The sequence below is a fragment of the Bradyrhizobium sp. CCBAU 45384 genome (assembly GCF_028128665.1).
Lineage (GTDB): Bacteria > Pseudomonadota > Alphaproteobacteria > Rhizobiales > Xanthobacteraceae > Bradyrhizobium > Bradyrhizobium manausense.
Window position 1 is genome coordinate 138384 of the sequence record NZ_LBIZ01000102.1, and the last position, 24596, is coordinate 162979.

27 protein-coding genes are annotated in these 24596 nt (G+C 63.5%); 16 read left to right on the forward strand and 11 right to left on the reverse strand.

From position 1 onward, the window contains the following. Positions 1–6: 6 nt before the first annotated feature. Together XH80_RS13870 and XH80_RS13875 are read right to left on the reverse strand one after the other, a co-directional pair. A complete protein-coding gene (locus XH80_RS13870) occupies positions 7–1797 on the reverse strand; it encodes a peptide ABC transporter substrate-binding protein (protein ID WP_271599041.1) in 1791 nt (596 codons plus the stop codon). A 261-nt stretch (positions 1798–2058) separates the two neighbouring features. Further along, positions 2059–3477, reverse strand: a complete 1419-nt coding sequence (locus XH80_RS13875; RefSeq protein ID WP_271599042.1) for a M20 family metallopeptidase — start codon at positions 3475–3477, stop codon at positions 2059–2061. A gap of 284 nt (positions 3478–3761) precedes the next feature. Between XH80_RS13875 and XH80_RS13880 the strand changes: the two genes are divergently transcribed. From XH80_RS13880 to XH80_RS13890, 3 genes are all read left to right on the forward strand, one after another. After that, a complete protein-coding gene (locus XH80_RS13880; RefSeq protein ID WP_271599043.1) occupies positions 3762–4751 on the forward strand; it encodes a S1C family serine protease in 990 nt (329 codons plus the stop codon). A gap of 20 nt (positions 4752–4771) precedes the next feature. Next, positions 4772–5842, forward strand: coding sequence for a phospholipase (locus tag XH80_RS13885; RefSeq protein ID WP_271599044.1), 1071 nt, complete (start codon positions 4772–4774; stop codon positions 5840–5842). 86 nt (positions 5843–5928) lie between these two features. Then, the gene (locus tag XH80_RS13890) at positions 5929–6135 is read left to right on the forward strand and encodes a hypothetical protein (protein WP_271599045.1); all 207 of its coding nucleotides are present in this window, start codon (positions 5929–5931) and stop codon (positions 6133–6135) included. 82 nt (positions 6136–6217) lie between these two features. Here XH80_RS13890 and XH80_RS13895 read toward each other — a convergent pair whose 3' ends face one another. The 5 genes from XH80_RS13895 to XH80_RS13915 all read right to left on the reverse strand — a co-directional run bounded on the left by XH80_RS13895 (position 6218) and on the right by XH80_RS13915 (position 9016). Next, positions 6218–6877, reverse strand: coding sequence for a DsbA family protein (locus tag XH80_RS13895; RefSeq protein ID WP_271599046.1), 660 nt, complete (start codon positions 6875–6877; stop codon positions 6218–6220). Positions 6878–6964: 87 nt separating this feature from the next. Beyond that, positions 6965–7687, reverse strand: a complete 723-nt coding sequence (locus tag XH80_RS13900; protein WP_271599047.1) for an LrgB family protein — start codon at positions 7685–7687, stop codon at positions 6965–6967. Further along, a complete protein-coding gene (locus XH80_RS13905; protein WP_271599048.1) occupies positions 7684–8067 on the reverse strand; it encodes a CidA/LrgA family protein in 384 nt (127 codons plus the stop codon). Before XH80_RS13905 ends, XH80_RS13900 begins: the two co-directional genes overlap by 4 nt. 40 nt (positions 8068–8107) lie before the next feature. Then, positions 8108–8584, reverse strand: a complete 477-nt coding sequence (locus XH80_RS13910) for a PaaI family thioesterase (RefSeq protein WP_271599049.1) — start codon at positions 8582–8584, stop codon at positions 8108–8110. Positions 8585–8587: 3 nt separating this feature from the next. Next, positions 8588–9016 (reverse strand): acyl-CoA thioesterase, encoded by a 429-nt coding sequence (locus tag XH80_RS13915; protein WP_220006074.1) that lies wholly within the window; start codon positions 9014–9016, stop codon positions 8588–8590. A 107-nt stretch (positions 9017–9123) separates the two neighbouring features. Between XH80_RS13915 and XH80_RS13920 the strand changes: the two genes are divergently transcribed. Further along, positions 9124–9672: a TetR/AcrR family transcriptional regulator gene (locus XH80_RS13920; protein ID WP_271599050.1), complete on the forward strand. Its 549-nt coding sequence runs from the start codon at positions 9124–9126 to the stop codon at positions 9670–9672. A gap of 47 nt (positions 9673–9719) precedes the next feature. Here XH80_RS13920 and XH80_RS13925 read toward each other — a convergent pair whose 3' ends face one another. After that, positions 9720–10220: a hypothetical protein gene (locus XH80_RS13925; RefSeq protein WP_057746418.1), complete on the reverse strand. Its 501-nt coding sequence runs from the start codon at positions 10218–10220 to the stop codon at positions 9720–9722. Between the two features lie 185 nt (positions 10221–10405). Between XH80_RS13925 and XH80_RS13930 the strand changes: the two genes are divergently transcribed. Together XH80_RS13930 and XH80_RS13935 are read left to right on the forward strand one after the other, a co-directional pair. After that, positions 10406–10699, forward strand: coding sequence for a PsiF family protein (locus XH80_RS13930; RefSeq protein ID WP_057746872.1), 294 nt, complete (start codon positions 10406–10408; stop codon positions 10697–10699). Positions 10700–10799: 100 nt separating this feature from the next. Continuing rightward, positions 10800–11885 (forward strand): AbrB family transcriptional regulator, encoded by a 1086-nt coding sequence (locus XH80_RS13935; RefSeq protein WP_271599051.1) that lies wholly within the window; start codon positions 10800–10802, stop codon positions 11883–11885. On the opposite strand, the gene XH80_RS13940 is transcribed toward XH80_RS13935, so the two are convergent. Further along, positions 11882–12511: a pyridoxamine 5'-phosphate oxidase family protein gene (locus tag XH80_RS13940; RefSeq protein ID WP_271599052.1), complete on the reverse strand. Its 630-nt coding sequence runs from the start codon at positions 12509–12511 to the stop codon at positions 11882–11884. The two genes, XH80_RS13935 and XH80_RS13940, sit on opposite strands and share 4 nt — an antisense overlap. Before the next feature lie 123 nt (positions 12512–12634). Between XH80_RS13940 and XH80_RS13945 the strand changes: the two genes are divergently transcribed. Further along, a complete protein-coding gene (locus tag XH80_RS13945; RefSeq protein ID WP_271599069.1) occupies positions 12635–13519 on the forward strand; it encodes a LysR family transcriptional regulator in 885 nt (294 codons plus the stop codon). Positions 13520–13603: 84 nt separating this feature from the next. Here XH80_RS13945 and XH80_RS13950 read toward each other — a convergent pair whose 3' ends face one another. Together XH80_RS13950 and pobA are read right to left on the reverse strand one after the other, a co-directional pair. After that, positions 13604–14023 (reverse strand): PaaI family thioesterase, encoded by a 420-nt coding sequence (locus XH80_RS13950; RefSeq protein WP_271599053.1) that lies wholly within the window; start codon positions 14021–14023, stop codon positions 13604–13606. Positions 14024–14246: 223 nt separating this feature from the next. After that, entirely contained in the window at positions 14247–15416 is a 1170-nt protein-coding gene (pobA, locus tag XH80_RS13955; protein WP_271599054.1) for a 4-hydroxybenzoate 3-monooxygenase, read from the reverse strand. Positions 15417–15669: 253 nt separating this feature from the next. Here pobA and XH80_RS13960 point away from each other — a divergent pair, with 253 nt between their 5' ends. The 9 genes from XH80_RS13960 (at position 15670) to XH80_RS14000 (ending at position 24581) form a co-directional block, all read left to right on the forward strand. Next, positions 15670–16686, forward strand: a complete 1017-nt coding sequence (locus tag XH80_RS13960; RefSeq protein ID WP_271599055.1) for a TRAP transporter substrate-binding protein — start codon at positions 15670–15672, stop codon at positions 16684–16686. A gap of 207 nt (positions 16687–16893) precedes the next feature. Beyond that, positions 16894–17403 carry a TRAP transporter small permease gene (locus XH80_RS13965; protein ID WP_271599056.1) on the forward strand — a complete coding sequence of 170 codons (510 nt, stop codon included), beginning with the start codon at positions 16894–16896 and terminating at the stop codon, positions 17401–17403. 2 nt (positions 17404–17405) lie between these two features. Next, positions 17406–18725, forward strand: a complete 1320-nt coding sequence (locus tag XH80_RS13970) for a TRAP transporter large permease (RefSeq protein ID WP_271599057.1) — start codon at positions 17406–17408, stop codon at positions 18723–18725. 12 nt (positions 18726–18737) lie between these two features. Next, complete coding sequence (locus XH80_RS13975) at positions 18738–19199, forward strand: DUF3237 domain-containing protein (RefSeq protein ID WP_271599058.1); 462 nt, start codon at positions 18738–18740, stop codon at positions 19197–19199. A 237-nt stretch (positions 19200–19436) separates the two neighbouring features. Then, positions 19437–20246: a crotonase/enoyl-CoA hydratase family protein gene (locus XH80_RS13980; RefSeq protein ID WP_220006062.1), complete on the forward strand. Its 810-nt coding sequence runs from the start codon at positions 19437–19439 to the stop codon at positions 20244–20246. Then, a complete protein-coding gene (locus tag XH80_RS13985; RefSeq protein WP_271599059.1) occupies positions 20243–22126 on the forward strand; it encodes a feruloyl-CoA synthase in 1884 nt (627 codons plus the stop codon). Before XH80_RS13980 ends, XH80_RS13985 begins: the two co-directional genes overlap by 4 nt. 24 nt (positions 22127–22150) lie before the next feature. Next, positions 22151–22912, forward strand: coding sequence for an SDR family NAD(P)-dependent oxidoreductase (locus XH80_RS13990; protein ID WP_057746374.1), 762 nt, complete (start codon positions 22151–22153; stop codon positions 22910–22912). A 12-nt stretch (positions 22913–22924) separates the two neighbouring features. Further along, positions 22925–23344 (forward strand): acyl-CoA thioesterase, encoded by a 420-nt coding sequence (locus XH80_RS13995; protein WP_271599060.1) that lies wholly within the window; start codon positions 22925–22927, stop codon positions 23342–23344. 88 nt (positions 23345–23432) lie between these two features. Next, a complete protein-coding gene (locus XH80_RS14000) occupies positions 23433–24581 on the forward strand; it encodes an ABC transporter substrate-binding protein (protein WP_271599061.1) in 1149 nt (382 codons plus the stop codon). The last annotated feature ends 15 nt before the right edge of the window (positions 24582–24596 follow it).

A 24596-nucleotide genomic window follows, 5' to 3' on the forward strand; every position in this document is an offset into this window, starting at 1 on the left:
GCGCGATCATGCCCCCCGATACCAGTCCTGGATGTTATCGGTCCGGTTGGCCCAGCCCGAGACGACCGGCTGCAGCGCGGTGGCGCAAGCATCCACTGTCAGGCGGTGCATCACCGGGATGAACACGATGTCCTGCCACAGCATGTCGTTGCACTTGATGTAGAGCGCTGCGCGCTTGACCGGGTCGATCTCGGTCTCCGCCGCCTCGATCGCGGCGTCGTAGTCCTTGTTGACCCAGCGCGGGAAGTTCTGCCCCTGCCATTTGTTGTCTTTGCTGGCGACCTGACTCGAGATGTAGCGCTTCATGTGCAGGGCAGGATCGGGCTGCGTCATCGGGATCTGGAACTCCTCGATGTCGGTGTAGAACTTCGAATAGGTGTCGGGATTGGCGACGTCGGAGGAGAAGAACACCGAGGCGACGACCGATTTCAGCTCGACGTCGATGCCCGCCTTCTGGCAGGCCTGCTTGACGATCGCCTGTGTCTTCTGACGCGGACCGTTGATCGAGGTCTGGTAGACGAACTTCAGCTTCTTGCCGTCCTTCTCGCGGATGCCGTCGGCACCGGCCTTCCATCCGGCCTTCTCGAGCAGCGCGATCGCCTTCTCGACGCTGAACTCCCATTTGGTGTTCTTGGACACGAAGTCCTCGGGACCATTGAGGTAGTTCGAGGTGGTGCGACCGGCGCGGCCGTAGATCGCCTTTTTCACGGATTCGCGGTCGACGAGCAAAGCGAGCGCCTGACGCACCGCGAGGTCCGACAGGATCGGATGCTTGGTCTTTATCGAGGACCGTTCCCCATCGACCTCGGTGTTCGGATCGGTGAAGTTGATTGCAATGAACTCGATGTCGCCGCCCACGGCATAGGTGGTCTTGCCCTTGCCACCCTTCTCGAGACGCAGCAGCACTTCGTCCTCAACCTGCATGTTCCAGGCGAAATCGAATTCGCCGGTCTGGATCACCGCTCGCGCCGCGGAGACGGCATCGCCGCCCCCCTTCATCTCGATGGTGTCGAAATGCGGACGGTTGGGCATGTGATACTCGGGATTGAGCTCACCGCGGATCAGGTCGCCCGGCTTGAACTCGACGAATTTGTAGGGGCCGGTGCCGACCGGGGCCAGGTTGGTCGGCGCTTCGCGGGACTTCGAACCCTTGTAGTCCGCAAATAGATGTTTCGGGATGATGCATCCATAGGCGCCGACGAACGCATTGGCCCAGAACGGCGTCGGCTTGTTGAACACAAGCCGGATGGTGAGGTCATCGACCTTTTCGACCGTCATGTCGGCATAGGTACTGATGGAGACGGCCGCCGTGGCGGGATCGCTGGCATAGGCCCAGGTAAAGACGAGATCGTCGGCCGTCAGGGGTTTGCCGTCGTGCCATTTGACACCGGGCTTGATCTTCCAGGTCACCGACTTGCCGTCAGCGGTAAGGCCGCCATTCTTGATCGACGGGATCTCGGCGGCGAGGATCGGATTGAGGTGGCCGTCGACGTCCCAGCTGGCGAGCGGCTCATAGAACAGACGCGAGCCGTCCTGATCCTTGGTGCCGGTGGCGAAGTGCGGATTGAGCAGGGTCGGTCCCTGCCACCACAGCAGCTTGAGCGGGCCACCGCCGCCGCGCTTGGTCGGCGGATAGGGCGACGGGCTCTGGGCCATGGCAACGCCGCCGATGGCGAGGATCTGGTTCGCCATGGGGGCAGTGAGACCGACGGCGGCCAGGCGCTGAATGAAGGCGCGGCGATCCATCCGCCCGTCCTTCACGTCACCGATCATCGAACGCAGTTCTTTGTCCAGCATGGTTATCCCCCGTCTGGTTCCCATATGCTTGCGGGCGGCCGCGGAACGGCCGCCTGGTTTTGGCTGGCGGTAGATGGCACACCGAATAGGCCGCACGTCAACTGCAGCCGTGTGTGTGCAAACGATGTTCTGGCTGTCGGTTGGGCAAAACTTCATTCCGCAGCCCAACGGTTCGGCATTCCAGCGTCAAAATCCGCTGGAAACCTCGTTGCACTGCGAAAAATTTGTTCGCGAGATCAGACGAAGTATCGAGATTGAATTCTACGCGACGGACATATTGAGCGGCGGCGCGACATGGTCCGGCAGCGGGCAGACATAAGGCGTCTTGGCCGTCCGCTTCGTCAGATCGACCTTCGCAGCCTTGATCAGTTCCGGTTCGGTCAACGCCTTGATGCCGAGGCCGGCCATGGCCTTGGCCGCCTGGACCATGGCCTTGTGCGCGTGGGGGCTCTTGCCCTGCGCCACCACCTGCCAGGTGTGGAACGGCGTGCCGATTGCAACCGTTGGTGCGTGAACCTGCACGGTCGGCACCACCCAACTGACGTCGCCCACGTCGGTCGAGCCGACCAGCGGGTTGCGCTTGGCATCCAGCGGCACCAGGAAGTCGGCCAGCGGCCGATCGGTCGGCTCCATGCCGATCGCGTAATAGACCGACGCGATGTCCTTGTCGGTCAGCGTCGCGCGGATCTGGCTGGCAAAGCCCTTGTCGGTGTCGTCGAAATGCGGCGGTCCGAGCTCCTCCATGACCCGATGCAGCGCCTGTTCCAGCGGCGTGTTCGGCAGGATGTTGGAGACCGCAGAGATGATCTTCATCTCGACCTTGGTCTCGGTCATCAAGGCCGCGCCCTCTGCGATCTTGCTGACGCGCCCGACCAGCTCGTTCATACCGGGAAGGTCCCGGGCGCGAATGGAATAGCGCACGCGGGCGTGAGCCTGCACCACGTTGGGCGCAATGCCGCCGGTGTCCAGCAGCGCGTAATGCACGCGCGCATCGCTCGGCATGTGCTCGCGCATGTAGTTCACGCCGACATTCATCAGCTCGACCGCGTCGAGCGCGGAACGGCCGAGATGGGGCGAAGCCGCCGCATGCGAGGTGCGGCCGGTGAAGATGAAGTCGGCGCGGGTGTTGGCGAGCGACGGCGTCACCGCGACTTCCCAGAAACTATGCGGATGCCACGTTATGGCGATATCGGCGTCCTCGAACGCGCCCGAGCGCACCATGAACGCTTTGGCCGCGCCGCCTTCTTCCGCCGGGCAACCGTAATAGCGCACGCGGCCTGGCACCTTATTCTCGGCGAGCCAGTCCTTGACCGCGGTCGCGGCGAGCAGCGCGGCGGAGCCGAGCAGATTGTGACCGCAACCATGGCCGTGACCGCCGGTTTCGACCGGACGGTGTTCGGCAACGCCCGCCTCCTGGCTGAGGCCCGGCAGCGCATCGTATTCACCCATGAAGGCGATGACCGGGCCGCCCTCGCCCCATTCCCCCATCACCGCCGTCGGAATGCCCGCCACCTTCTCGGTGATGCGGAAACCCTGGTGGCGCAGCTCAGCGAGATGCTCGGCGCAGGAGCGCGCTTCGGTGTAGCAGACCTCGGGCATGCCCCAGACCTTGTCGCTGAGGTCGATGAAGCGCCCCTTGATCGTGTCGATGCCACGCCAGATGTCGCTGCGATTGTCCATGGTTCTGTCCGTGATCTCTTGGCCAACGAAGCGGCAATGGTTAGCAGCTTCATTGCACCCCGCCTAGCGTCTCGCGGGACGGCAGCCATGCGACCGGTGCCGGAAGAGGCAACCACCGAGCGAATTTGGGCGAACAATTTCTGTCATCCTCCGAAATCGCGTCACGACATCCGGAATAGTTGCGGTCAAGTCTTTCAAGATGGCCTCCTCCGGCCTAAATTATGCTTGCTTCGCGCGTTGTTCCGCAGCCTCGGCGGAGCAATGCTCTCAGCCAGGAGAACTCCATGACCGTTCTGACCGAATGGAGAGTGCCGCCGGCCAATCAGCCGCGTGCGAGCGACTACGGCTTCGATCTTGACCGTGCGCTCGCTTCCGTCGTCGGCCTCCACGCCATCATCCCGCCAGACGCCTTCAGCGCGGAAACGCTCGGCACCGAGCGCGCTGGCAATGGCGTCGTGATCGACGACGGGCTGGTGCTCACGATCGGCTATCTCATCACCGAGGCGGAATCCGTCTGGCTTCATCGCGGCGACGGACACGTGGTGGAGGGACATGTGCTCGGCTTCGACGCCGTCACCGGCTTCGGCCTGGTGCAGGCGCTCGGACGGCTCGACATCGAGCCGCTGCCGCTCGGCTCCTCGGCGGACGCCAGGCTCGGCGACCGCGTCGTGGTCGGCGGCGCCGGAGGGCGGACGCGCTCGGTCGCGAGCCAGATCGTCGCCAAGCAGGAATTCGCCGGATATTGGGAGTATCTGCTCGACGAGGCCTTGTTCACCTATCCCGCCCATCCGAATTGGGGCGGCACGGGATTGATCAACGAACGCGGCGAATTGATCGGCATCGGCTCGCTCCAGCTCGATCGTGAGCGCGAGGGCAAGGCCGAGCACGTCAACATGGTCGTGCCGATCGACCTGTTGAAACCGATCCTCGACGACCTGCGCAAGTTTGGCCGCGTCAACAAGCCAGCGCGGCCATGGCTCGGGCTCTATTCGACCGAGATCGACAACCGCGTCGTGGTGATCGGGATCTCCGCCAATGGTCCGGCTGCTCGCGCCGAGCTCAAGACCGGCGACGTGATCCTGGCCGTGGATGGCGAGAAGGTCACGAGCCAGACGAGCTTCTACAAGAAGATGTGGGCGCTCGGCCCTGCCGGCGTCGACGTGCCTCTCACCGTGCATCATCAAGGCAGCGCGCATCATGAGGGCGTCACCTTCGACGTCACGGTGACGTCGACTGATCGCTTCAAGCTTCTGAAGGCGCCGAAGCTGCACTAATCCAGCCAAGGGAAGCAGCAATGACCGAGGCCGTCGTCGACGACATCGTGGCCGTGCTGCCGCCGCTGCTCAACGCGCTGGAAGCGCTCGGCTACTTCGCCCGGCATTTGCATCCGCCGGCCTTCGGCTCGGTCATGAACGCCATCGGCGCGCCCGACGATGCGCTGCAGGGCGCGCACGCTGCGATCGGAGAATGGCCGGAGCAGTTTGCAGGGCTTCGCGAGCGGCTCGATCTGGCCTGCAACGAGACACTATCAGCCTTTGCCGGCATCCGTGACGTCGAGCGCGGCAATGGCGATCTCGTCTCCGTCTTCCGCGCGCTCCGCCATCTGCCGCGCGCGCAAGAGGCGCTTTATCCGCTGTCGGTGCAATTCCCGCCAGTGAGCAATTTCTTCCTCAACACCGCCAAGCGCGAGAATGAGGAACTGCTATCGCGGCTGGAGGTCGGCGCGAGCGAGCGCACCGGCATCTTGCATGATCACAACGAGCCCGGCAGCCGTGGCGGCTTCTCGGTCTATGTGCCCGAATATTACACGCCGGATCGCGCCTGGCCCCTGGTGATGGCGCTGCATGGCGGCAGCGGCAATGGTCGCGGCTTCCTGTGGAGCTGGCTGCGCGATGCGCGCAGCTTGGGCGCCATCCTGGTGGCGCCGACGGCGACGGGGCAGACCTGGGCGCTGATGGGCGATGACACCGACACGCCCAACCTGATGCGCATTCTCGAGACCGTACGCGGCCGCTGGACCATCGACGCCTCACGCATGTTGCTGTCAGGCATGAGCGACGGCGGCACCTTCTGCTATGTCAGCGGGCTTGATGGCGCCTCGCCCTTCACCCATCTCGCGCCGGTGTCGGCGACTTTCCATCCGCTGATGGCGGAGATGGCCGACGCTACGCGGCTTCAGGGCCTGCCTGTCTTTATCACTCACGGAAAGCTCGACTGGATGTTTCCGGTGCAGACCGCGCGGCAAACGCAAGCGGCCCTCGCGGCCGTGGGCGCCAAGGTCACCTACCGTGAGATCGATGATCTCAGTCACACCTATCCGCGGGAGATCAACACGGAGCTGCTGCAATGGCTGAACGGGGCGTGAACGAGGCGTCCTTACCCGCGCCCTACTCTCGCGGAACCATTCACTCCGGGCCGACGTTATCCGCCCGACACACCGGAGGGTTCTCCATGCAGACTTTTTTCGGAATGATCCTGGGCGCGCTGCTGCTTGCTTGCAGCGTCTATGTCTATGATTCCATGCATACGTCGTCAGTCGCCAATGGCGAGGTCGCGATCACCAATCGCACCATCGTGAACTGGGACGTTGCGAAGGCCGATTGGGACCTGCTGCGCGATCGCGCGCACAAGGACTGGGTCAAGATCTCGTCGAAGTAATTCTATCAACCTGATATGAACAAGGCGCCGTCGCGGATCCGCGGCGGCGCCTTTGTCTTGGCTGCGACCAGCACGGCGATATTCAGTTCATCTTGGCTTTGCGGGCGTCGGCGATGACCTGCTCGAATTCGTTCATGCTGAGCACGCCGGGGACGCGATACTTGCCGACGATGAAGGACGGCGTGCCGTTGAAGCCGAAAGCTTCGGCCTGCTCGTTGTTGCGCTTGAGGATCGCGTCGATGTCCTTGGCGTGCGCGGTGAGGTCCCCCTTGAGACGATCCATGTCGACGCCGACCGAGGCGAGCAGCTCGTTGATGCGCGATTCGGTCAGGCGCGAGCTGACGCCCATCATGGCGTCATGGGCCTTGTGATACTTGTCCTGGTATTTCGCGGCGAGTGCGATACGGGCGGCCGTCACCGAGACCGACCCGAGGATCGGCCAGTCCTTCAAAACCAGCCTGACCTTGCCGTCGTCCTGGACGACCTGGCGCAGCTCCGGCTCGAGCTTGCGGCAATAGGGGCAATTGTAGTCGGACCATTCGATGATGCTGATGTTGCCATCGGGATTGCCGGCAACGGGAACATCGGGATCGCGCAGCACCTTGGCTTCGGTCAGCACCTCCTCATCACCGGTGGCCGCGCGTGCCAAGGTCATCCCGCCAGCCGCAAGGGCGCCCGCGCCCATCAGCGTCAGCGCCGTTCGGCGCGTCGGCATAAGTCCCCTATTCCGATATCCAGCCATATCTTGTCCCGTTTCGGTCCCATTGCAGCAAATACGCGTCAGGACCGGGAGTTGTTACAGACTATATAGAGTGTCGCGGAGGCGATGTCATCGCAGCAGCAGAGTCACCACCAAAGGGACCAGGAACGAGGTCACCAGAGCGTTCAGGCTCATGGCGATACCGGAGAACACTCCGGCGATCTCGTCGACCTGGAACGCGCGGGCCGTCCCGATGCCGTGCGCGGCAAGTCCGGCGGCAAAGCCGCGGGCGCGAAAATCGGTCACACCGGTACGATTCATCAGCGGCGTGACGATAATGGCACCCATGATCCCCGTGAGGATCACCGCAACCGCCGTCAGTGATGGGTCCGCATGCAGGGATTCCGCGATGCCCATGGCAACGCCCGCCGTGACCGATTTCGGCGCCAGCGACAGCACCACATCGCGCGGCAGGCCAGCGAGCTCCGCCAGCAGCACGACAGACACCACGGCCGTGACCGAGCCCGCCACCAGCGCCACCAGCATCGGCACGATGGATGAGACCACGCGCCTGCGGTTCTCGTAGAGGGGCACGGCGAGCGCGACGGTGGCGGGCCCGAGCAGGAAGTGCACGAACTGCGCGCCGGCGAAATAGGTGGTGTAGGAGGTGCCCGTTACGAGCAGGAACGCTCCGATGATCCACATTGCATGCAGCACGGGATTGGCGAATGGATGGCGCCGCGTCGCCAGCGACACGGCATCCGTGGTGGCATAGACCAGCAGCGTCACCGTCAGCCAGAGCAGCGGTGATTGCGACAGATAGACCCAGAGCGAGAACGGATTGTCCTTCATGGGACGTCCTGCTGTCGCAACAGACGGCTGACCAGGCGGAAGGTCAGGACGGTCACCAGCAAAGTCACGACCACCGAGGCTGCAAGGATCAGAATGATGGCAACGCCATGAGAGGCGAGCAGATCGAGCTTTTGCACGACGCCGACGGCGGCGGGCACGAACAGCAGCGACAGGTGCGCCAGCAGCCCCTTGCTCGCGGTCTCCACGTCGTCGTTCCGCAATGGCCCACGCGCGAGCAGTGCAAACCGGTCGCGGGCGAGCAGCAGGATCAGAAGCAGGAGCAGGCCGAGCACAGGCCCAGGCAGCGGCAGGCCGAGGCCGCGGACCACGGCTTCGCCGATCAATTGGCAGAGCAGGATGAGGCTGAGACTCGCGAGCATGACGCATCAAGGGATGCGCTGCAGGGCTTGTCAATTGCCGCTAGGCGTGGGATGGGCGCGGCTCGTGCGAAGCGGTTGCGCGGGGCAGCATTGCCATCAGCGTGCCGGTCATGGTCGCGATCAGTGTGGTCTTGCCCTCGTGTTCGGCAAAAGCCTTGGCTTCGCAGAAGGTAAGTGGACGGCCGGGCTTGACGACCTCGGCCTTGAAGACAAAGCGTTCGCCGCGGGCCGGCGCGAGCAGCGTGGTCTTGAACTCGACCGTGAGGATATCGGCCTCTGATGGCATCAGCGTGAAGGCGGCGACGCCGCAGGCATTGTCGAGCCCGGCGGTGATGATGCCGGCATGGACAAAGCCGTTCTGCTGCGTGAAGGTGGCCGAATGCAGCATGGCGAGCTCGACCTCGCCTGGCGCGAGGCGGACGATCACGATGCCGAGCGTGTGCATCGCCGGCTGCCGCTCGAACATCGCGATGGCCGCCGCGCGATAGCCGGGGTTTTTCGGCTCGAACGCAGCCATGGCTCAGGCCTCGACCGGTTCGACAAGATGTCTCAGAGCGAGCTCGCGGATCACAGCCTCGAATGGCACCGATTTGCGCTGGCTGCGGTCCATGTGCACACCGATGATCTCGCAAGTTGCGGCGAGTTCGCCGGTCTCGGCATTGGTCAAGTCGTGCCGAAAGCGGATCGACTTGTCGCGAACTTCGAGTAGATGGCTGCGGATCTCGACGATGTCGCCGGCGAGCAACTCGCGCTTGTAGGTGATGTTCTGCTGCACCGCTGCCATGCCGCGGCCGGAGATGCGCAGATAGCTCGGCGTCAGCCCGAGCCGGGCGAACAGATTCCAATTGGCCTCGTCGAACTTGCCGACATACCACATGATGTTCATGTGGCCGACATGATCGCAGTGCCAGGGATAGACCGTGCCGCGGTAGGTTGCCTCCTGCTCCATCGTCATTCCCCGCCCTTGCCGTGTCTTGATTTTGATACGCTAGCGTATCAAGCGCCGAACGCGTTAGCAATACGGCACCGTATCAAGAACCGGTGAGGGCTTCATTTATGAACGACGGCAAGGGCGACGTCTGGGTCGAGGCAGGATTCAAGGAGCTTGCCCGTGCAGGCGTCGAGGGTGTCAGGGTCGAGGTGCTCGCCAAGAATCTCGGCGTCACCAAAGGCGGCTTCTACCGCCGCTTCGCCGACCGCGCCGCGCTGCTGGAGGCCATGCTGGTGCACTGGCGCGAGGGCCGCTCGGCCTCGATCGCGCAGCAGACCAGCCTTGACGGCGAAGCACCCCGCGAGCGGCTGAAGGCGGTGATCCAGCTCTACTCCGAGCGGCTCAATCCGGAAGGCATGGCGATCGAGCTCGCGATCAGGCAGTGGGCGCGTTCAGACGAGAGCGCCGCGGCGGCGGTCGCAAGTGTCGATGCGGCGCGGCTGAACCACGTCGCCGAACTCTATCGCGCGACCGGCCTTGAAGCCGAAGAAGCTGAAGCACAGGCCTTCCTGTTCTACTGCTTCATCTTCGGCCAGAGCCTGTTGTTCGTCGAGCGCGGCCCACGCAAGCGATCGCAGCTCGTGGCGAAGTCGGCCGAAAAACTGCTGGACTGAAACAAGAGGCCGGAGTCTGGCTCCGGCCTCGACGTGATCTCGAAGCCTCAGGCGGCGCCTTTCAGCTTCTTGTTGCATTCGCTGTAATAGCCGCCGCCCTTTGCGATCCACTTCATGCCGCCATTGCCGTTGGTGGTCTTGTTGGCATTGTACTGGTCGACACAGGTGTGAAGGCGGGCCTTGCCGGCGGTCTCCTTGGCGTATTTCGGATCGACGGCGTTCGGGAAGATCGCGGGACCGGCCGGCAGGGTCGGCGCCGGAGCAGCCGCGGGCGCAGCTTCCTTCTTCGCCGTCGTTGTCGCCGCCGGGGCGGACGGAGGTGCGGCGGGGGCAGCTGCGGTCGGCGCAGCCGCAGGCGTCGCATCGGCGCCGCACTGGGCCTTGCGGAAATCATTCCACTTCATGGTGCCGAGCGAGCCGTCCTTTTTGGCGGCTTGATACTTCGCGCTGCACTCCTGCGCGGTCAATGCCCGGGCCGGCGCACTCGCCACCAGCGCGGCAACGCCCGTTACCGCAATGGCACACAACAATTTCGCTTGAATGGTCATCCTTGGTCTCCCTCAGGGAAGCAAAACGAGGATTGCTATCCTAGCGTGTCGGCGACTTCGGACAAGAAAGCGATGGTGGTTGAGGCCAAAATATAGTGGCCGCTCCGGTCGTGTTATTCATGTGGCGTTCAGCAACGCGGGTCGACGTTCGCGGCCTCCGCAACTCTCGCAAGAAGAGCCACATCATGACCCTCGCCTCCCGCCTTGCCGTCGTCGCGATCGCCTCCCTGTTCGCCACCGGCACCGCCTTCGCCCAGACCGCGGCGCCGGCTGCCAAGTCCGATATGAAGACCGATGCTGCTACCACCACTGACAAGAAGGCGCCAAAGGAGCACTCGGCCGAGTCGCTGGAATGCTCGAAGCAGGCGGATGCCAAGGGCCTGCATGGCAAGGAGCGCAAGAAATTCCGCTCCGAATGCATCAAGACTGCGAAGGCCGGTGGCGCTGCCACGCCAGCGCCGGCCGCTGACAAGAAGTAATTCCGTCACAATCCTCGCCTCGCCTTTGGCGAGAGGCGCACGCATTGCGGCATGACGAGCCTGCAATTGTGCCCCTCTCGCCGATTTGCGATAAGGCGGCGTGAAGCAAATCACCGCCTCCCTTCCGTTCGAATGGCCGAGCCGCGCCAAGGTTTTAGGCACCGCGGAGACACTAATCATCGGCGCGGCCGGTGGATTGATGTTCCTTGCCCTGGGCTTGCCGGGCGGGTTGATCTCGGGATCGATGATCGCGGTCGGAATCGCCGCGATTGCCGGACGTCAGCTCTCGGTCCCCCCGCTCCTGACCCAGACCGTGCTGGTACTGCTCGGAATTTCGCTGGGCTCGGTCGTATCGCGCCATCTGATCCAGCAGGTCAGCGCCTATCCGCTGACCATCGGGCTTCTGGCGCTCGCCACCTTCTGTTCGACCTTCGGCTCCAGCTATTACCTTCAGCGCGTCCATGGCTGGGACCGCACCTCGGCCTTCCTGGCCGGCAGCCCCGGTGCGCTCTCGCAGATCACCATCCTGGCGGTTGAGCGCGGGGCCGATTTGCCGGGTATCGCGGTGGTGCAGACCATGCGCGTGATCATCCTGACGGCGGCGCTGCCGATGGTGCTGGCTATTGCGGGCGTCGCCCCCTCCGTCTCGCCATCTCTGACGACCGCGATCGCCTCGCCGCTCGATCTTCTGGAACTGGTTGCCGCTTCGCTGGCGGCGTCACTCGTGCTGCGGCTGATGAAATTTCCGGCGAGCTGGATGTTCGGCGCCATGATCGCCTCCAGCGTGCTGCACGGCGCGGGTTGGGTCGACGGCGGCCTGCCGAACTGGGTGCGCGGCGTGTCGCTGGTCGGTATCGGCGCGCTGATCGGCAGCCGCTTTGCCCGGATGCGCATCAAGACGCTGGCCGGCCACATCAACGCCGCGCTCGGCTCATTTGCCGTAGCCATCGCCGTCTCCGCCATCTTCGTCGGCATCGTCGCGCTCACCACGCAGGTGAAATTCTCGGACGTCGTCGTCGCCTACGCGCCCGGCGCGATGGACGCGATGCTGGCACTGGCGCTGACGTTGCACATCGATCCGATCTTCGTCGGCGCCCATCACCTGTCGCGCTTCGTGTTCGTGACAATTGCGACGCCTGGCATCGTGCACCTGTTCGGCCGCACGCAGGACGACGTGGACGACTAGCCGCCCTCCGCAGCCGCTGGTCCCTCCAGCGCGGCAATTTCCGCCTCGAGCTCCGCAATCCGCTGATCCCTCGCGGCTAGCGCCGCTGCCACATCCGGGGCGTCGAACTTTTGCGGAATGTGCTGGGGGCAGTTGGTGTCCCAGGCCGCAATCTTGAAGAGAATCACCTGCTCGGGCCGGGCGCGATAGCCCTTCGGCATCAGCGCATCCGTCAGCGCATCGTCATCCTCGACAACGCGCGCCTCGCCCCAGATCTTCACGCGACGGCGATGGGCATAGTCCATCACGAAAATGTAGGCCTTGGGGTTCTCGGAGAGATTTCCTTGAGTCAGATATTGCTGATTGCCGGCATAGTCGGCGAAAGCAAGAGTCTGCTTGTCCAGCACCTTCAGAAATCCCTTCGGACCGCCGCGATGCTGGATATAGGGCTGGCCGTCCGCCGATGCCGTGGCAAAGTAGAAGCTGTTGGCCTCAGCGAGGAAGGCCTCGAGGTTCTCGTCGACCTCGGTGCGCCAGCCGCGCTGCTCGACGCGGCCATAGGCTTCGCGCGAGCCCTTGCGTGCCTGGATCGCCTTCACGGCGGGGGTGAAGGCGACATCGCTGGCATAGGTATGAACTGCGGTCATCGGAATATCTCCTGAAAATTCCGGCGCATGTCTGCGTCTTTCACGACCCAAGATGGACCTTCTGCCGTCTAAAACAATCAGGCGGCTTGACACTTCATCATTGCGATATATGCAATAATGTCCATGGACCGCCTCGATGCCATGCGCGTTTTCATCACGGTCGCCGATCTGCGCGGCTTTGCGCCGGCGGCGCGCAAGCTAAGGCTATCGCCTTCGGCGGTGACGCGGCTGATCGCAGCGCTGGAGGAGCATCTTGGCGCGCGGCTGTTGCAGCGGACCACGCGACAGGTGCGGCTCACGGATGTCGGCAGGCGCTATCTGGAGCGCGCCCGGCGGATCCTCGCCGACGTCGAGGAGGCCGACGGCGCGGCGCGGGAAGAGCGCAACCGGCCGAGCGGGCGGCTGGTGGTCTCGGCCCCGGTGGGTTTCGGCCGGCTTCATGTCGGGTCTGTCATGACCGACTATCTCAAGCGCTATCCCGAGGTGGCGGCCGAGCTCAGGCTGTCGGACAATCTCGTCAACCTTGTCGAGGACGCCGTCGATGCCGCGGTGCGGATCGGTCATCTCGCCGATTCCTCGCTGGTCGCGCGTCAGGTCGGCGAGATGCGGCGGATCACGGTGGCAACGCCAGGCTATCTCAAGCGCCACGGCGAGCCGAGGACGCCACAGGCGCTGTCTGAGCACCAGACGATCCAATTTGGTCCGTCCGCGAGCTGGCAGTTCATGCAGGACGGCCGGGGCATCGAGGTGACGCCATCTCCGCGCTTCATCAGCAACAGTGCCGACGCCGCCCTGCAATATGCCGAAGCCGGCGGCGGCATCACGCGCGTGCTGGCCTATCAGGCCGCCGAGGGCCTGAAGCGCGGACGCCTGAAGGTCCTGCTGGCGAAATACGAGCAGCCGGCGTTGCCGATCCACATCGTCTACCCGACCTCGCGGCTGCTCTCGGCCAAGGTGCGGGCGTTCATCGATCTCGTGGTGGAGACGACGGATTGGAAGTTTGGGTGAAGTCGTCATTCCGGGGCTCGCGAAGCGAGAACCCGGAATCTCGAGATTCCGGGTTCGGTGCTTCGCACCGCCCCGGAATGACAGCTACCCCGGCTTCGGCACGACGCGAAACGTGCCGCTGGCCCGCGCGATCACGGCGCCGTCGGCCTTGACCAGGCTCTGCGCGAAGCAGATCGTCTTGCCGGTCTTGATCACGTCGCTCTCGATCGAGCACCATTGGCCGATCTCGGCCGAGCCGACGAAATCGATCGACAGCGAGACCGTCACGAATGAGGTGGTCCAGTTCGTCAGCTGGGCGCAGCTGTAGCCCATCGCGTTGTCGGCGAGCGCGGTGATAAGGCCGCCGTGGATCAAGCCACGCCCGTTGGTGTGCGGCCTTGCCAGCCGCAGGCCGATGATGACGGCACGGTCGGTCTTCTTCGCGTACAGCGGCTCCCACGGTTCGGTCATCGGACTCTTGCGGGCGAGCGGCTCGAAGCCTTCGGGGATGTCGATGGAGGTCATGCGCGTCTCGCGTTGTCGATTGACAGCATTGAACGCGATGGACGAGACGAACGCATCAATTACAAAGTTTTAAACGGGATTTGCGCAGATGTTTGAAACGTGTGGTGCCGCATTGACAGTGCCGTAGGGTGGGCAAAGCGAAGCGTGCCCACCAACTTTCTCAATCGTGAAGAGGTGTGGTGGGCACGGCGCTTTGCGCCTTTGCCCACCCTACGGCACCGTCCTAGAACGGCAGCCCCACATAATTCTCCGACAGTGACGTCATCGCGGCCGGCGACTGCGTGACGTAGTCGAGCTCGGCGAGCTGGATGCGCGCGCCGATGCTGCCGGTGTCGGGGAATTTGTGCAGCATCGAGGTCATCCACCAGGAGAAGCGCACGGCCTTCCAGACGCGCGCCAGCGCCTTGGCGGAATAGGTATCGATGCCGGCACTCGATTTCTCGTCGTAGAGCTCGCGAAGTGCGCCTGACAGATAATGCGCATCGCTGGCGGCGAGGTTCAGCCCCTTGGCGCCGGTCGGCGGCACGATGTGGGCAGCGTCGCCGCACAGGAACATCTTGCCGAAACGCATCGGCTCGGCGACGAAGCTGCGCAAGGGCGCAATGCTCTTCTCGATCGAGGGGCCGGTGATGAGACTGTCGGCCGCCTCCTGGTCGAGCCGGCGCTTCAGCTCGTCCCAGAAGCGATCGTCCGGCCACTGATCGACATGGTCATCGAGCGAGCATTGCACGTAATGCCGGCTGCGCTTCATCGAGCGCATGGTGCAAAGCGCAAAGCCACGCGCATGGTTGGAATAGATCAGCTCGTGGCTGACCGGCGGCGTCTCGGACAAGATGCCGAGCCAGCCGAACGGATAAACCCGCTCGAACTCCTCGATCGCCGTATCAGGCACGCTCGCGCGGCTGACGCCGTGGAAGCCGTCGCACCCGGCGATGAAATCGCAATCGAGCGTGTGGGTGACGCCATCCTTGACCCAGGTTACACGCGGGTGACTGCCGTCGAAATCATGCGGCTGCACGTCCTTGGCCTCATAGACGGTGGTGAGACCGGCGGCTTTGCGCGCATTCATCAGGTCGAACGTGACCTCGGTCTGGCCATAGATCATCACCGTCTTGCCGGTGGCGGCCTTCATGTCGATGCGGTGGCGGCTCCCGGAAAATGCCAGTTCGATACCCTCGTGCACCAGGCCTTCGGCATGCGCCCGCTTGCCGGCACCGACCTGATCGAGCAGCGCGACGGTGCCCTCCTCCAGCAGGCCGGCGCGGATGCGTCCGAGCACGTAGTCGGGGCTCTGCCGTTCCAGGATGACGTTGTCGGTGCCGTAAATGTGCAGCAATTGCCCAAGCAACAATCCCGCCGGCCCGGCACCGATGATTGCGACTTTTGTCCGCAATACTTGCTCCTCCCGATCCTGTAGGCTTTCGTCGCGGCTCGCTTGTCGCGTTGATCCACGCAGGATAATTATATCATATAACGGTTTAGCAAAAAGGGAGGTTGGTCGCTCGGACAAGCGACAAATCCGTGCAACACCGCTGACGTAGATGACGCAGCAGTTCCGGCTTGAACGCGCCGGCCGATTAGATAACATGTTAATTAACAAGACCGGGCCGTCGAAGCCTGCCGTCACAAAAGGGGAGAGACACGAGATGAGGAAGGCCTGTCTGGCTTTGCTGCTGGCAGCAAGCGTGACGCCTGCATTCGCGCAGGACAAAACCGTTGACCTGAAGGTGTCGCACTGGGTGCCGGCGTCGCATCCGCTGCAAAAGTCTCTTGAAGACTGGGTGGCCGCAGTGAACAAGGATTCCGGCGGCACCATCACCGGCAAGGTGTTTCCGGCCCAGCAGCTCGGCAAGGCGTTCGACCATTACGACATGGCACGCGACGGCATCGCTGACGTCACCTATGTCAATCCCGGCTACCAGCCCGGCCGCTTCCCGGTCATCGGCGCCGGCGAATTGCCGTTCCTGATCTCTGACGCCAAGGGCGGCTCGATGGGGCTGGACGCCTGGTACCGCAAATATGCCGAGAAGGAGATGAAGGACGTCAAATACTGCCTCGCCTTCGTCCACTCGCCTTCGTCCTTCCACTCGCGCAGCAAGAAGATCGCCATGCCGGAGGACGTGAAAGGCATGAAGATCCGCCCCGCGCACGCCACCATGGCGAACTTCGTCACCGCGCTCGGTGGCACCAATGTGCAGTCCTCCGCCCCTGAAGTGCGCGACATTATCGAGCGCGGCGTCGCCGACGGCGTCACCTTTCCCTGGGGCTCGCTGGTGCTGTTCGGCATCGACAAGGTCACCAAGTTCCACATGGAAGCGCCGCTCTACACCACGACCTTCGTGTTCGTGATCAACAAGGACAAGTACAATGCGATGTCCGACAAGCAGAAGGCCGCGGTCGACAAGAACTGCTCGACCGAGATGGCCGGCGTGGTTGGCGAGCACTGGGGCAAGTTCGAAGATGCCGGCGTCGACAAGGTGAAGGCGGAAGAAGGTCACGAGGTCTACAAGCTATCCCCGGACCAGACCGCCGCCTGGAAGAAGGCCGCCGAACCGCTGGTCAAGACCTGGGGCGATGGCGTCAAGAAGGCCGGCATCGATCCGAACGCTGCGCTGGCGGAATTGAAGGCGTCGTTGAAGAAGTACAACGCATTGGCGGAGTGAGACTACACCTCTCCCGCTTGCTTGCGGGAGAGGTCGGCGCGTTCCGGGCGATGCGAAGCATCGTCCCGAGCGCCGGGTGAGGGCTCTCTCCTCTTGGAGGTTCTCGATTGTGGAGACACTCTCTCCCCACCCCTCCCCCGCAAGCGGGGGAGGGAGCGCAGCTCCATCGCGGGGACAGCTCGAACTGGTCGAAAGGACTCTCTCCCCATGAAGCGCGCCTGGATGGACCGCATCATCGACACGATCGAATGGATCGCCGCCGCGTTCGTCGGTATCGTCGCGTTCGACATTTTTTTGTCGGTGCTGCTGCGCAACACGCTGAACTATTCGATCCCTGACAGTTTCGACATCGGTCGCATGCTGCTCGGCATCCTGATCTTCTGGGGCATCGCGGCAACCTCCTACCGCGGCACGCACATCACGGTCGATCTGGTCTGGGGCAATGTCGGGCCACGCTACCAGCGCTGGATCGACGTGTTCGCGACGCTGGTGCTGCTGTTCGTCGTCACGGTGCAGACCTGGACGCTGTTCGACAAGGTGCGCGGCACCTACAACGACAACGTCCAGACCTTCGACATGCACATGCCGACCTGGCCGTTCTTCGCGATCGCCTGGATCGGCGACGTCTCGGCCGTGCTGCTGATCGCGATCCGCACCTACCGATTGATCTTCCATCCTGAAGAGATGCACGACCCCAAGCTGAAGGCGACGGAATAATCATGAGCACAGATGCCGTCGCCGTAATCGGCTTCATCTCCCTGTTTGCCTTGATGCTGCTGCGCGTGCCCGTCGGCATGGCCATGGGCCTCGTCGGCGTCTCCGGCTTCTCCTATCTGGTCGGCGCGACGCCGGCGCTGAAACTGGTCGGCCAGACCTCGATGCGCACGGTCACCGACTACACCTTCGGCGTCATCCCGATGTTCCTGCTGATGGGCTCGTTCGTCAGCAATTCCGGCATGAGCCGGGAGCTGTTCCGCGCCGCCAACGGTTTTGTCGGACATTTGCGCGGCGGGCTCGGCATCGCGACCGTGGGCGCCTGCGGCGGCTTTGCCGCGATCTGCGGTTCATCGGTGGCGACGGCAGCCACCTTCTCCGCCGTTGCCTATCCCGAGATGCGCCGCTTCGGCTATCCGCAGTCCTTTGCGACAGGGGTGATCGCGGCCGGCGGCACGCTTGGCGCGATGCTGCCGCCCTCCACCGTGCTCGCGGTCTACGGCATCATCACCGAGCAGGACATCGGCAAACTCTTCGTCGCCGGCATCATTCCGGGCCTGCTGGCGATGACCATGTACATGATCACGATCTTCCTGATCGGCTATCTGCGCCCCGACTTCCTGCCCAAGGGCAAGGTGCTGCCCTGGCGCGAGCGTTTCGCCGGACTGAAGGACATCTGGGCGCCAGTGCTGCTGTTCGTGTTCGTGATCGGCGGTCTCTACGGACTGCCCTTCCTGCCGCGCTTTACGCCGACGGAAGCTGGCGGCGTCGGCGCCACCGGCGCCTTCATCATCGGCATGGTCACGGGACGGCTCGACCGCGAGAAGGTGCTGGCCTCGCTGCTGCAGGCGACGCGCACCGCGGCCGCGGTGTTCACCGTGCTGATCGGCGCTTTGATCTTCGGTTATTTCCTCACGGTGACGCAGACGCCGCAGAAGGTGACGGAATTTCTCACCGGCCTCGGTCTCGGCCCTTACGGCGTGCTGGCGCTGATCATGGTGATGTATCTCGTGCTCGGCTGCCTGATGGACGCCATGGCGATGATCATCCTGACCGTGCCGATCATCTTCCCCGTGATCACACATCTCGGCTTCGACCCGATCTGGTTCGGCGTCATCATCGTCATGACGGTCGAGCTCGGACTGATCCATCCGCCTGTCGGCATGAACGTGTTTGTCATCAAGAGCGTGGTGAAGGACGTCTCCTTCTCCACGATCTTCAAGGGTGTGATTCCGTTCGTGGCGACCGACCTCGTGCGCCTGGTGATCCTGATCGCGTTCCCGCTGCTGGCGACATGGCTGCCGATGCGGATGATGGCGCACTAGCGAGGCGAAGCAATGACCACACCGACGCTCGAAACCAAATACGTCTTCACCATCACCGCTCGTATCGGCGAGGTCGTCACCGCCGGCGAGACCGGCATCGGCGTCCGCCGCATCATCCCGATCATCGGCGGTGAGGTGACGGGGGCGTTATCAGGCAGGGTGCTTCCGTTCGGCGCCGACTTCCAGACCATCCGCCCCAACGAGCTGATCGACTTGGAGGCCAAATACGCCTTCGAGACCGACGACGGCGCCACCATCTATGTCGAGAACAAGGGCATCCGCTTTGGCCCGATCGAACTCCTGCAAAAGCTCAAGCGTGGCGAACCCGTTGATCCGAAGCTGATCTATTTTCGGACCGTGCCGAAATTCGAGACGGGGCACGAGAAATACCGCTGGCTGATGGAGCACATCTTTGTCGGCTCAGCCGCGCGGCACGCAGACCGGGTGGTGATCGACGTGCATCAGGTGGTGTGAGCGCACACTCAACTGTCGTCCCGGCGAAAGCCGGGACCCATACCGCGTGATCTATCCGCTGCAGGCGGTCGGAGTACCGAACGACCAATCTTCGCCAAATTCCTCCCTGGGGTTATGGGTCCCGGCCTCCGCCGGGACGACACCAAATTGGAGGACGGCTTTTGCCTACCTGACGGCGCCCCTCCTTGACTCCTCCCAAATTCGTTATACAACATAACTATTCTGATAAGGACGCAAATGACACAGGGAAACGCCGAGACCGCTGGCGCGGGCACCTCCGGGCTGCTTCAGATCGAGAGGGTGGACCGGGTTCTGACCGTGGGGCTGAACCGGCCGGCCAAGCGCAATGCGCTCAATGACGGCATCATTCTCGAAATCGGCCAATGCTTTACGTCCCTGCCCGAGGATGTCGGTGCGGTGGTCATTCACGGCATCGGCGACCATTTCTCCAGCGGTCTCGACCTGTCCGAGCTCCAGGACCACGACGCCACCGGCGGCCTACTCCATTCCCAAATGTGGCATCGGGTGTTCGACCGTATCCAGTATAGCCGCGTCCCCGTCATCGCCGCGCTGAAGGGCGCCGTGATCGGCGGCGGGCTGGAGCTTGCCTGCGCGGCGCATATCCGCGTCGCCGAACCCTCGACCTATTTTGCGCTGCCGGAGGGGCAGCGCGGCATCTTCGTCGGCGGCGGCGGCTCGGTGCGGCTGCCGCGGCTGATCGGCGTTGCCAGGATGATGGACATGATGCTGACCGGCCGCGTCTATAGCGCGACCGAGGGCGCGTCCTACGGCTTTGCGCAATATGTCACCGAGGCAGGGAACGGCTTGCCCAAGGCGCTGGAGCTTGCGACCAAGATTGCGTCCAACGCGCCGTTGACGAATTTCGCCGTGCTTCAGGCGCTCCCGATGATCGCGGAGGCCAATCCGCAAACGGGCCTTTTGATGGAATCGCTGATGGCCACCGTTGCGCAGAGCGACAAGGAAGCAAAACGCAGGATCCGCGAGTTCCTCGAGCACAAGACCGCCAAGGTAAAGCCGAAGTCATGAGCGCACAGCCGTCCTCTTCCAGCACAGAGCGCGGCGTGAGCAATTCTCCGCTGCGGCCGATCTCGTTCGGAGATCCCGTGGTCGATGTCGAGCGTCGCGCCGATGGCACGATCTATCTGCGGCCGAAGCAGCCCCTCGGCGACTATCCCGTCCGCATCACCGATCGTCTGCATCACTGGGCGACGGCGACGCCGAACCGCGTCTTCATGGCCGAGCGCGAGGGTGGCCGGGGCTGGCGCAAGATCACTTATGCCGAGCTGCTCACCGCGAGCCGGCATATCGCCTCAGGCCTGATCCAGCGCGGCCTGTCGGCGGAGCGGCCGGTCGTCATCCTCTCCGGCAATTCGATCGACCACGCATTGCTCGCCTTCGGCGCCTTCTATGCCGGCATTCCCTTCTGCCCGGTGTCACCGGCCTATTCACTGGTGTCGAAGGATTACGGCAAGCTCGCATATTTGATGAAGCTGCTGACGCCCGGCCTCGTTTTCGCAGAGGATGCCGACAAGTTCGCGGACGCGCTCGCCGCCAATGTCTCCCTCGGTACCGAGATCGCTGCGTCCTATGGCCATGTGCCGGGCCGCGACGTCACCCTGCTCGCCGACCTCATCGCAACCCCGATCCGTAGCGATCTTGACCAGCTCCATGCGAAGATCGGCCCCGACACAATCGCAAAATTCCTGCTGACCTCGGGCTCAACAGGCAATCCCAAGGCCGTCATCAACACCCAGCGCATGATCTGCGCCAACCAGGTGATGCTGCGCGAGACGCTCGCCTTCCTCAAGGACGAGCCGCCTGTCATCATCGACTGGTTGCCATGGAACCACACCTTTGGCGGCAACCACAATATCGGGCTGACGCTGTACAATGGCGGCTCGATGTATCTGGACGCCGGCAAGCCGGTGCCCGGCGGCATCGAGGAGACCGTGCGCAATCTCCAGGAGATTTCGCCGACGGTCTATTTCAACGTGCCCAAGGGCTATGAATCGCTGCTGCCCTATTTGCGCGACGACCAGGGCCTGCGCGCAAAGTTCTTCGATCGCCTGCATGCGATGTTCTTCTCCGGCGCTGCGCTGTCGCCGTTCGTCTGGAACAGTCTTGACGAGCTCGCGCTGAAGGAGAAGGGATATCGCGTGCCGATGCTGACCGGCCTCGGCGCCACCGAGACCGCACCGTTCTTCATGTCGGTCAATCCGCGTACCAGCCGCTCCGGCCATGTCGGCCTTCCCGTTTCCGGCAACGAGGCCAAGCTGGTGCCAAACAACGGCAAGCTCGAGGTCCGCGCCAAGGGGCCGAACGTGATGCCCGGCTACTGGCGCCAGCCTGACATCACCGCAAAATCCTTCGATGAGGAAGGATTTTACAAGATGGGCGATGCGCTCAAGCCCGCCGATCCTGATGATCTCAACGCCGGCTTCGATTTCGACGGCCGCGTCAGCGAGGATTTCAAGCTCGCCAGCGGCACCTGGGTCAGCGTCGGTCCCTTGCGCGCGCGCCTCATCGCGGCCTGCGCGCCGCTGGTGCGCGACGTCGTCATCGCCGGCATCAACCGTGACGAGATCTCCGCTCTCATCGTGCTCGATCTCGACGGCTGCCGCCTGATCAACCCGACACTGCCGCCAGACGACCTCGTGGTCGCGACGCGCGACCGGCTGGTCCGCGAGGCGTTCCGCGAGCGCTTGACCCAGTTTCTCGGTTCGGCGACCGGCTCCTCGACCCGGATTACCCGTGCGATCCTGATGGACACCCCGCTCTCGATCGACAAGGGCGAGGTCACCGACAAGGGCTCGATCAACCAGCGCGCGGTGCTGGAGCATCGCGGCGCGTTGATTGAAGAGCTCTACGCTGCCAATCCGTCTGACCGCGTGATATCGGTCGGCTAAAGAAACTCATCGAAGGAGAACGCCATGTTGTTGAAGGATCAGGCAGCCATCGTCACCGGCGGCGCATCGGGTCTGGGTGCTGCCACAGCACGAAAACTGGCGGCGCAGGGCGCCAAGGTCGCGGTGTGCGATCTCAATACCAAGCTTGCAGAGACCGTTGCCGCCGAGATCAAGGGCGTCGCCGTCACCTGCGACGTCTCAGACGCGGCCTCCGCTGAAGCTGCGATCGCACAGGCGGCCAAGGCCCATGGTCCGGCCCGCGTACTGGTCAACTGCGCCGGCATCGGCGTTGCAAAACGCGTCGTCGGCCGCGACGGCCCGATGGCGCTTGCCGATTTCGACAAGGTGATCAAGATCAACCTGATCGGCACCTTCAACATGTTGCGCCTCGCGGCGACGGAGATGTCCAAGCTCGAGCCGCAGGCGAGCGGCGAGCGCGGCGTCATCATCAACACGGCCTCGGTCGCCGCCTATGACGGCCAGATCGGCCAGTCGGCCTACTCGGCCTCGAAGGGCGGCATCGTCGGCATGACCTTGCCGATCGCGCGCGAGCTCGCCCAGTTCGGCGTCCGCGTGCTGACCATCGCGCCCGGGCTGTTCCTGACGCCCCTGCTGGCCAATCTGCCGCAGGAAGCGCAGGACTCGCTCGCCGCCGCCATCCCCTTCCCGCGCCGTCTTGGCAATGCCGACGAATTCGCCGCGCTCGCGCTGCACATGGTCGAGAACTCCTATCTCAACGGCGAAGTGGTGCGCCTCGACGGCTCGCTGCGCATGGCGCCGAAATAAGGCACTCAACGCATGTTCGTGAACCGGCGCGACGTCCAGATCCAGTGGGGCGACTGCGACCCCGCCAACATCGTCTACTATCCGCGCTATTTCGCGATGTTCGACGATTCGACGTCGACCCTGTTCGAGATCGCCGGCTTCTCCAAGCAGGACCTGGTTCGCAAATACGGCCTGGTGGGCATCCCCATGGTCGATACGCGGTCCAAGTTCTACATTCCCTCGACCTATGGCGACTGGATCACCATCGAAACGAAGATCGAGAGCATCAAACGCTCGAGCTTCGAGGTGAAGCACAACGTCTACAAGGGCGAGGCGCTCGCCATCGAAGGCTTCGAGACGCGCGTTCTGGTCGGCCGCGACCCCGACAACCCCGACAGACTGAAATCGGCACCCTTCCCCCCGGAAATGGTCGCCAAATTCACAGGGAGCTAATCCGGAACCAAATCGCCGCATCGCCAAAAGACGGGGCTGAATTCATCCCCGATTTCTGCTTTCAAAGAAAACGTCAAGGGAGGAATTGATGAAACGCTTTTACCTGACTGCCATCGCGGCGGCGACGCTGGCGTTGCCGGCCTTGCCCGCGCACGCCCAGACCAACGAAATCACCATCGGCATCACCACCACCACCACCGGCCCGGGCGCCGCGCTCGGAATTCCCGAGCGCAACGCGCTGGAATTCGTGCCGAAGGAAATCGGCGGCGTTCCGTTGAAGGTGATCGTGCTCGACGACGGCGGCGATCCCACCACCGCGACCACCAACGCCCGCCGTTTCGTCACCGAATCCAAAGCCGACATCATCATGGGCTCGGCGCTGACGCCGCCGACCATCGCAGTCTCCAACGTCGCCAACGAAGCCGGCATTCCACACTTTGGTCTGGCTCCCTTCCCGATCACGCCGGAACGCATGAAGTGGTCGGTGGCGATGCCGCAGCCGATCCCAATCGTCGGCAAGGTGCTGTACGATCACATGAAGTCCAAGGGCATCAAGACCCTCGGCTATATCGGCTATTCCGACTCCTATGGCGACCTCTGGTTCAACGACCTGAAGGCGCAGGCCGTGCCGATGGGCATGACCATTGTCGACGAGGAGCGCTTCGCCCGTCCGGATACCTCGGTGACCGGCCAGGTGCTGAAGCTCGTGGCCGCCAATCCCGATGCGATCCTGGTCGGCGCCTCCGGCACCGCGGCCGCGCTGCCGCAGACCGAGCTGCGTGAGCGCGGCTATCAGGGCCTGATCTACCAGACCCACGGCGCTGCCAGCATGGACTTCATCCGCATCGCCGGCCAAGCGGCCGAAGGCGTGCTGATGGCATCCGGTCCTGTCATGGACCCCGAGGACCAGCCGGAGGAAGCTGCCACCAAGAAGCCCGGCCTTGCGCTCAACTCAGCCTATGAAGCCAAGTACGGCCCGAACAGCCGTAGCCAGTTCGCCGGCCATTCCTACGATGCCTTCGAGATCCTCAAGCGTATCATCCCGACGGCGCTGAAGACCGCAAAACCCGGCACACCTGAGTTCCGCGAAGCGATCCGTCAGGCGTTGCTGTCCGAGAAGGAGCTGGCCGCCAGCCAGGGCGTCTACAACTTCACCGAAAAGGACCGCTACGGCCTCGACGAGCGCTCGCGCATCCTGCTCACCGTGAAGAACGGCAAGTACACGCTGGTGAGGTAGGCGGCGTCGGTCTCC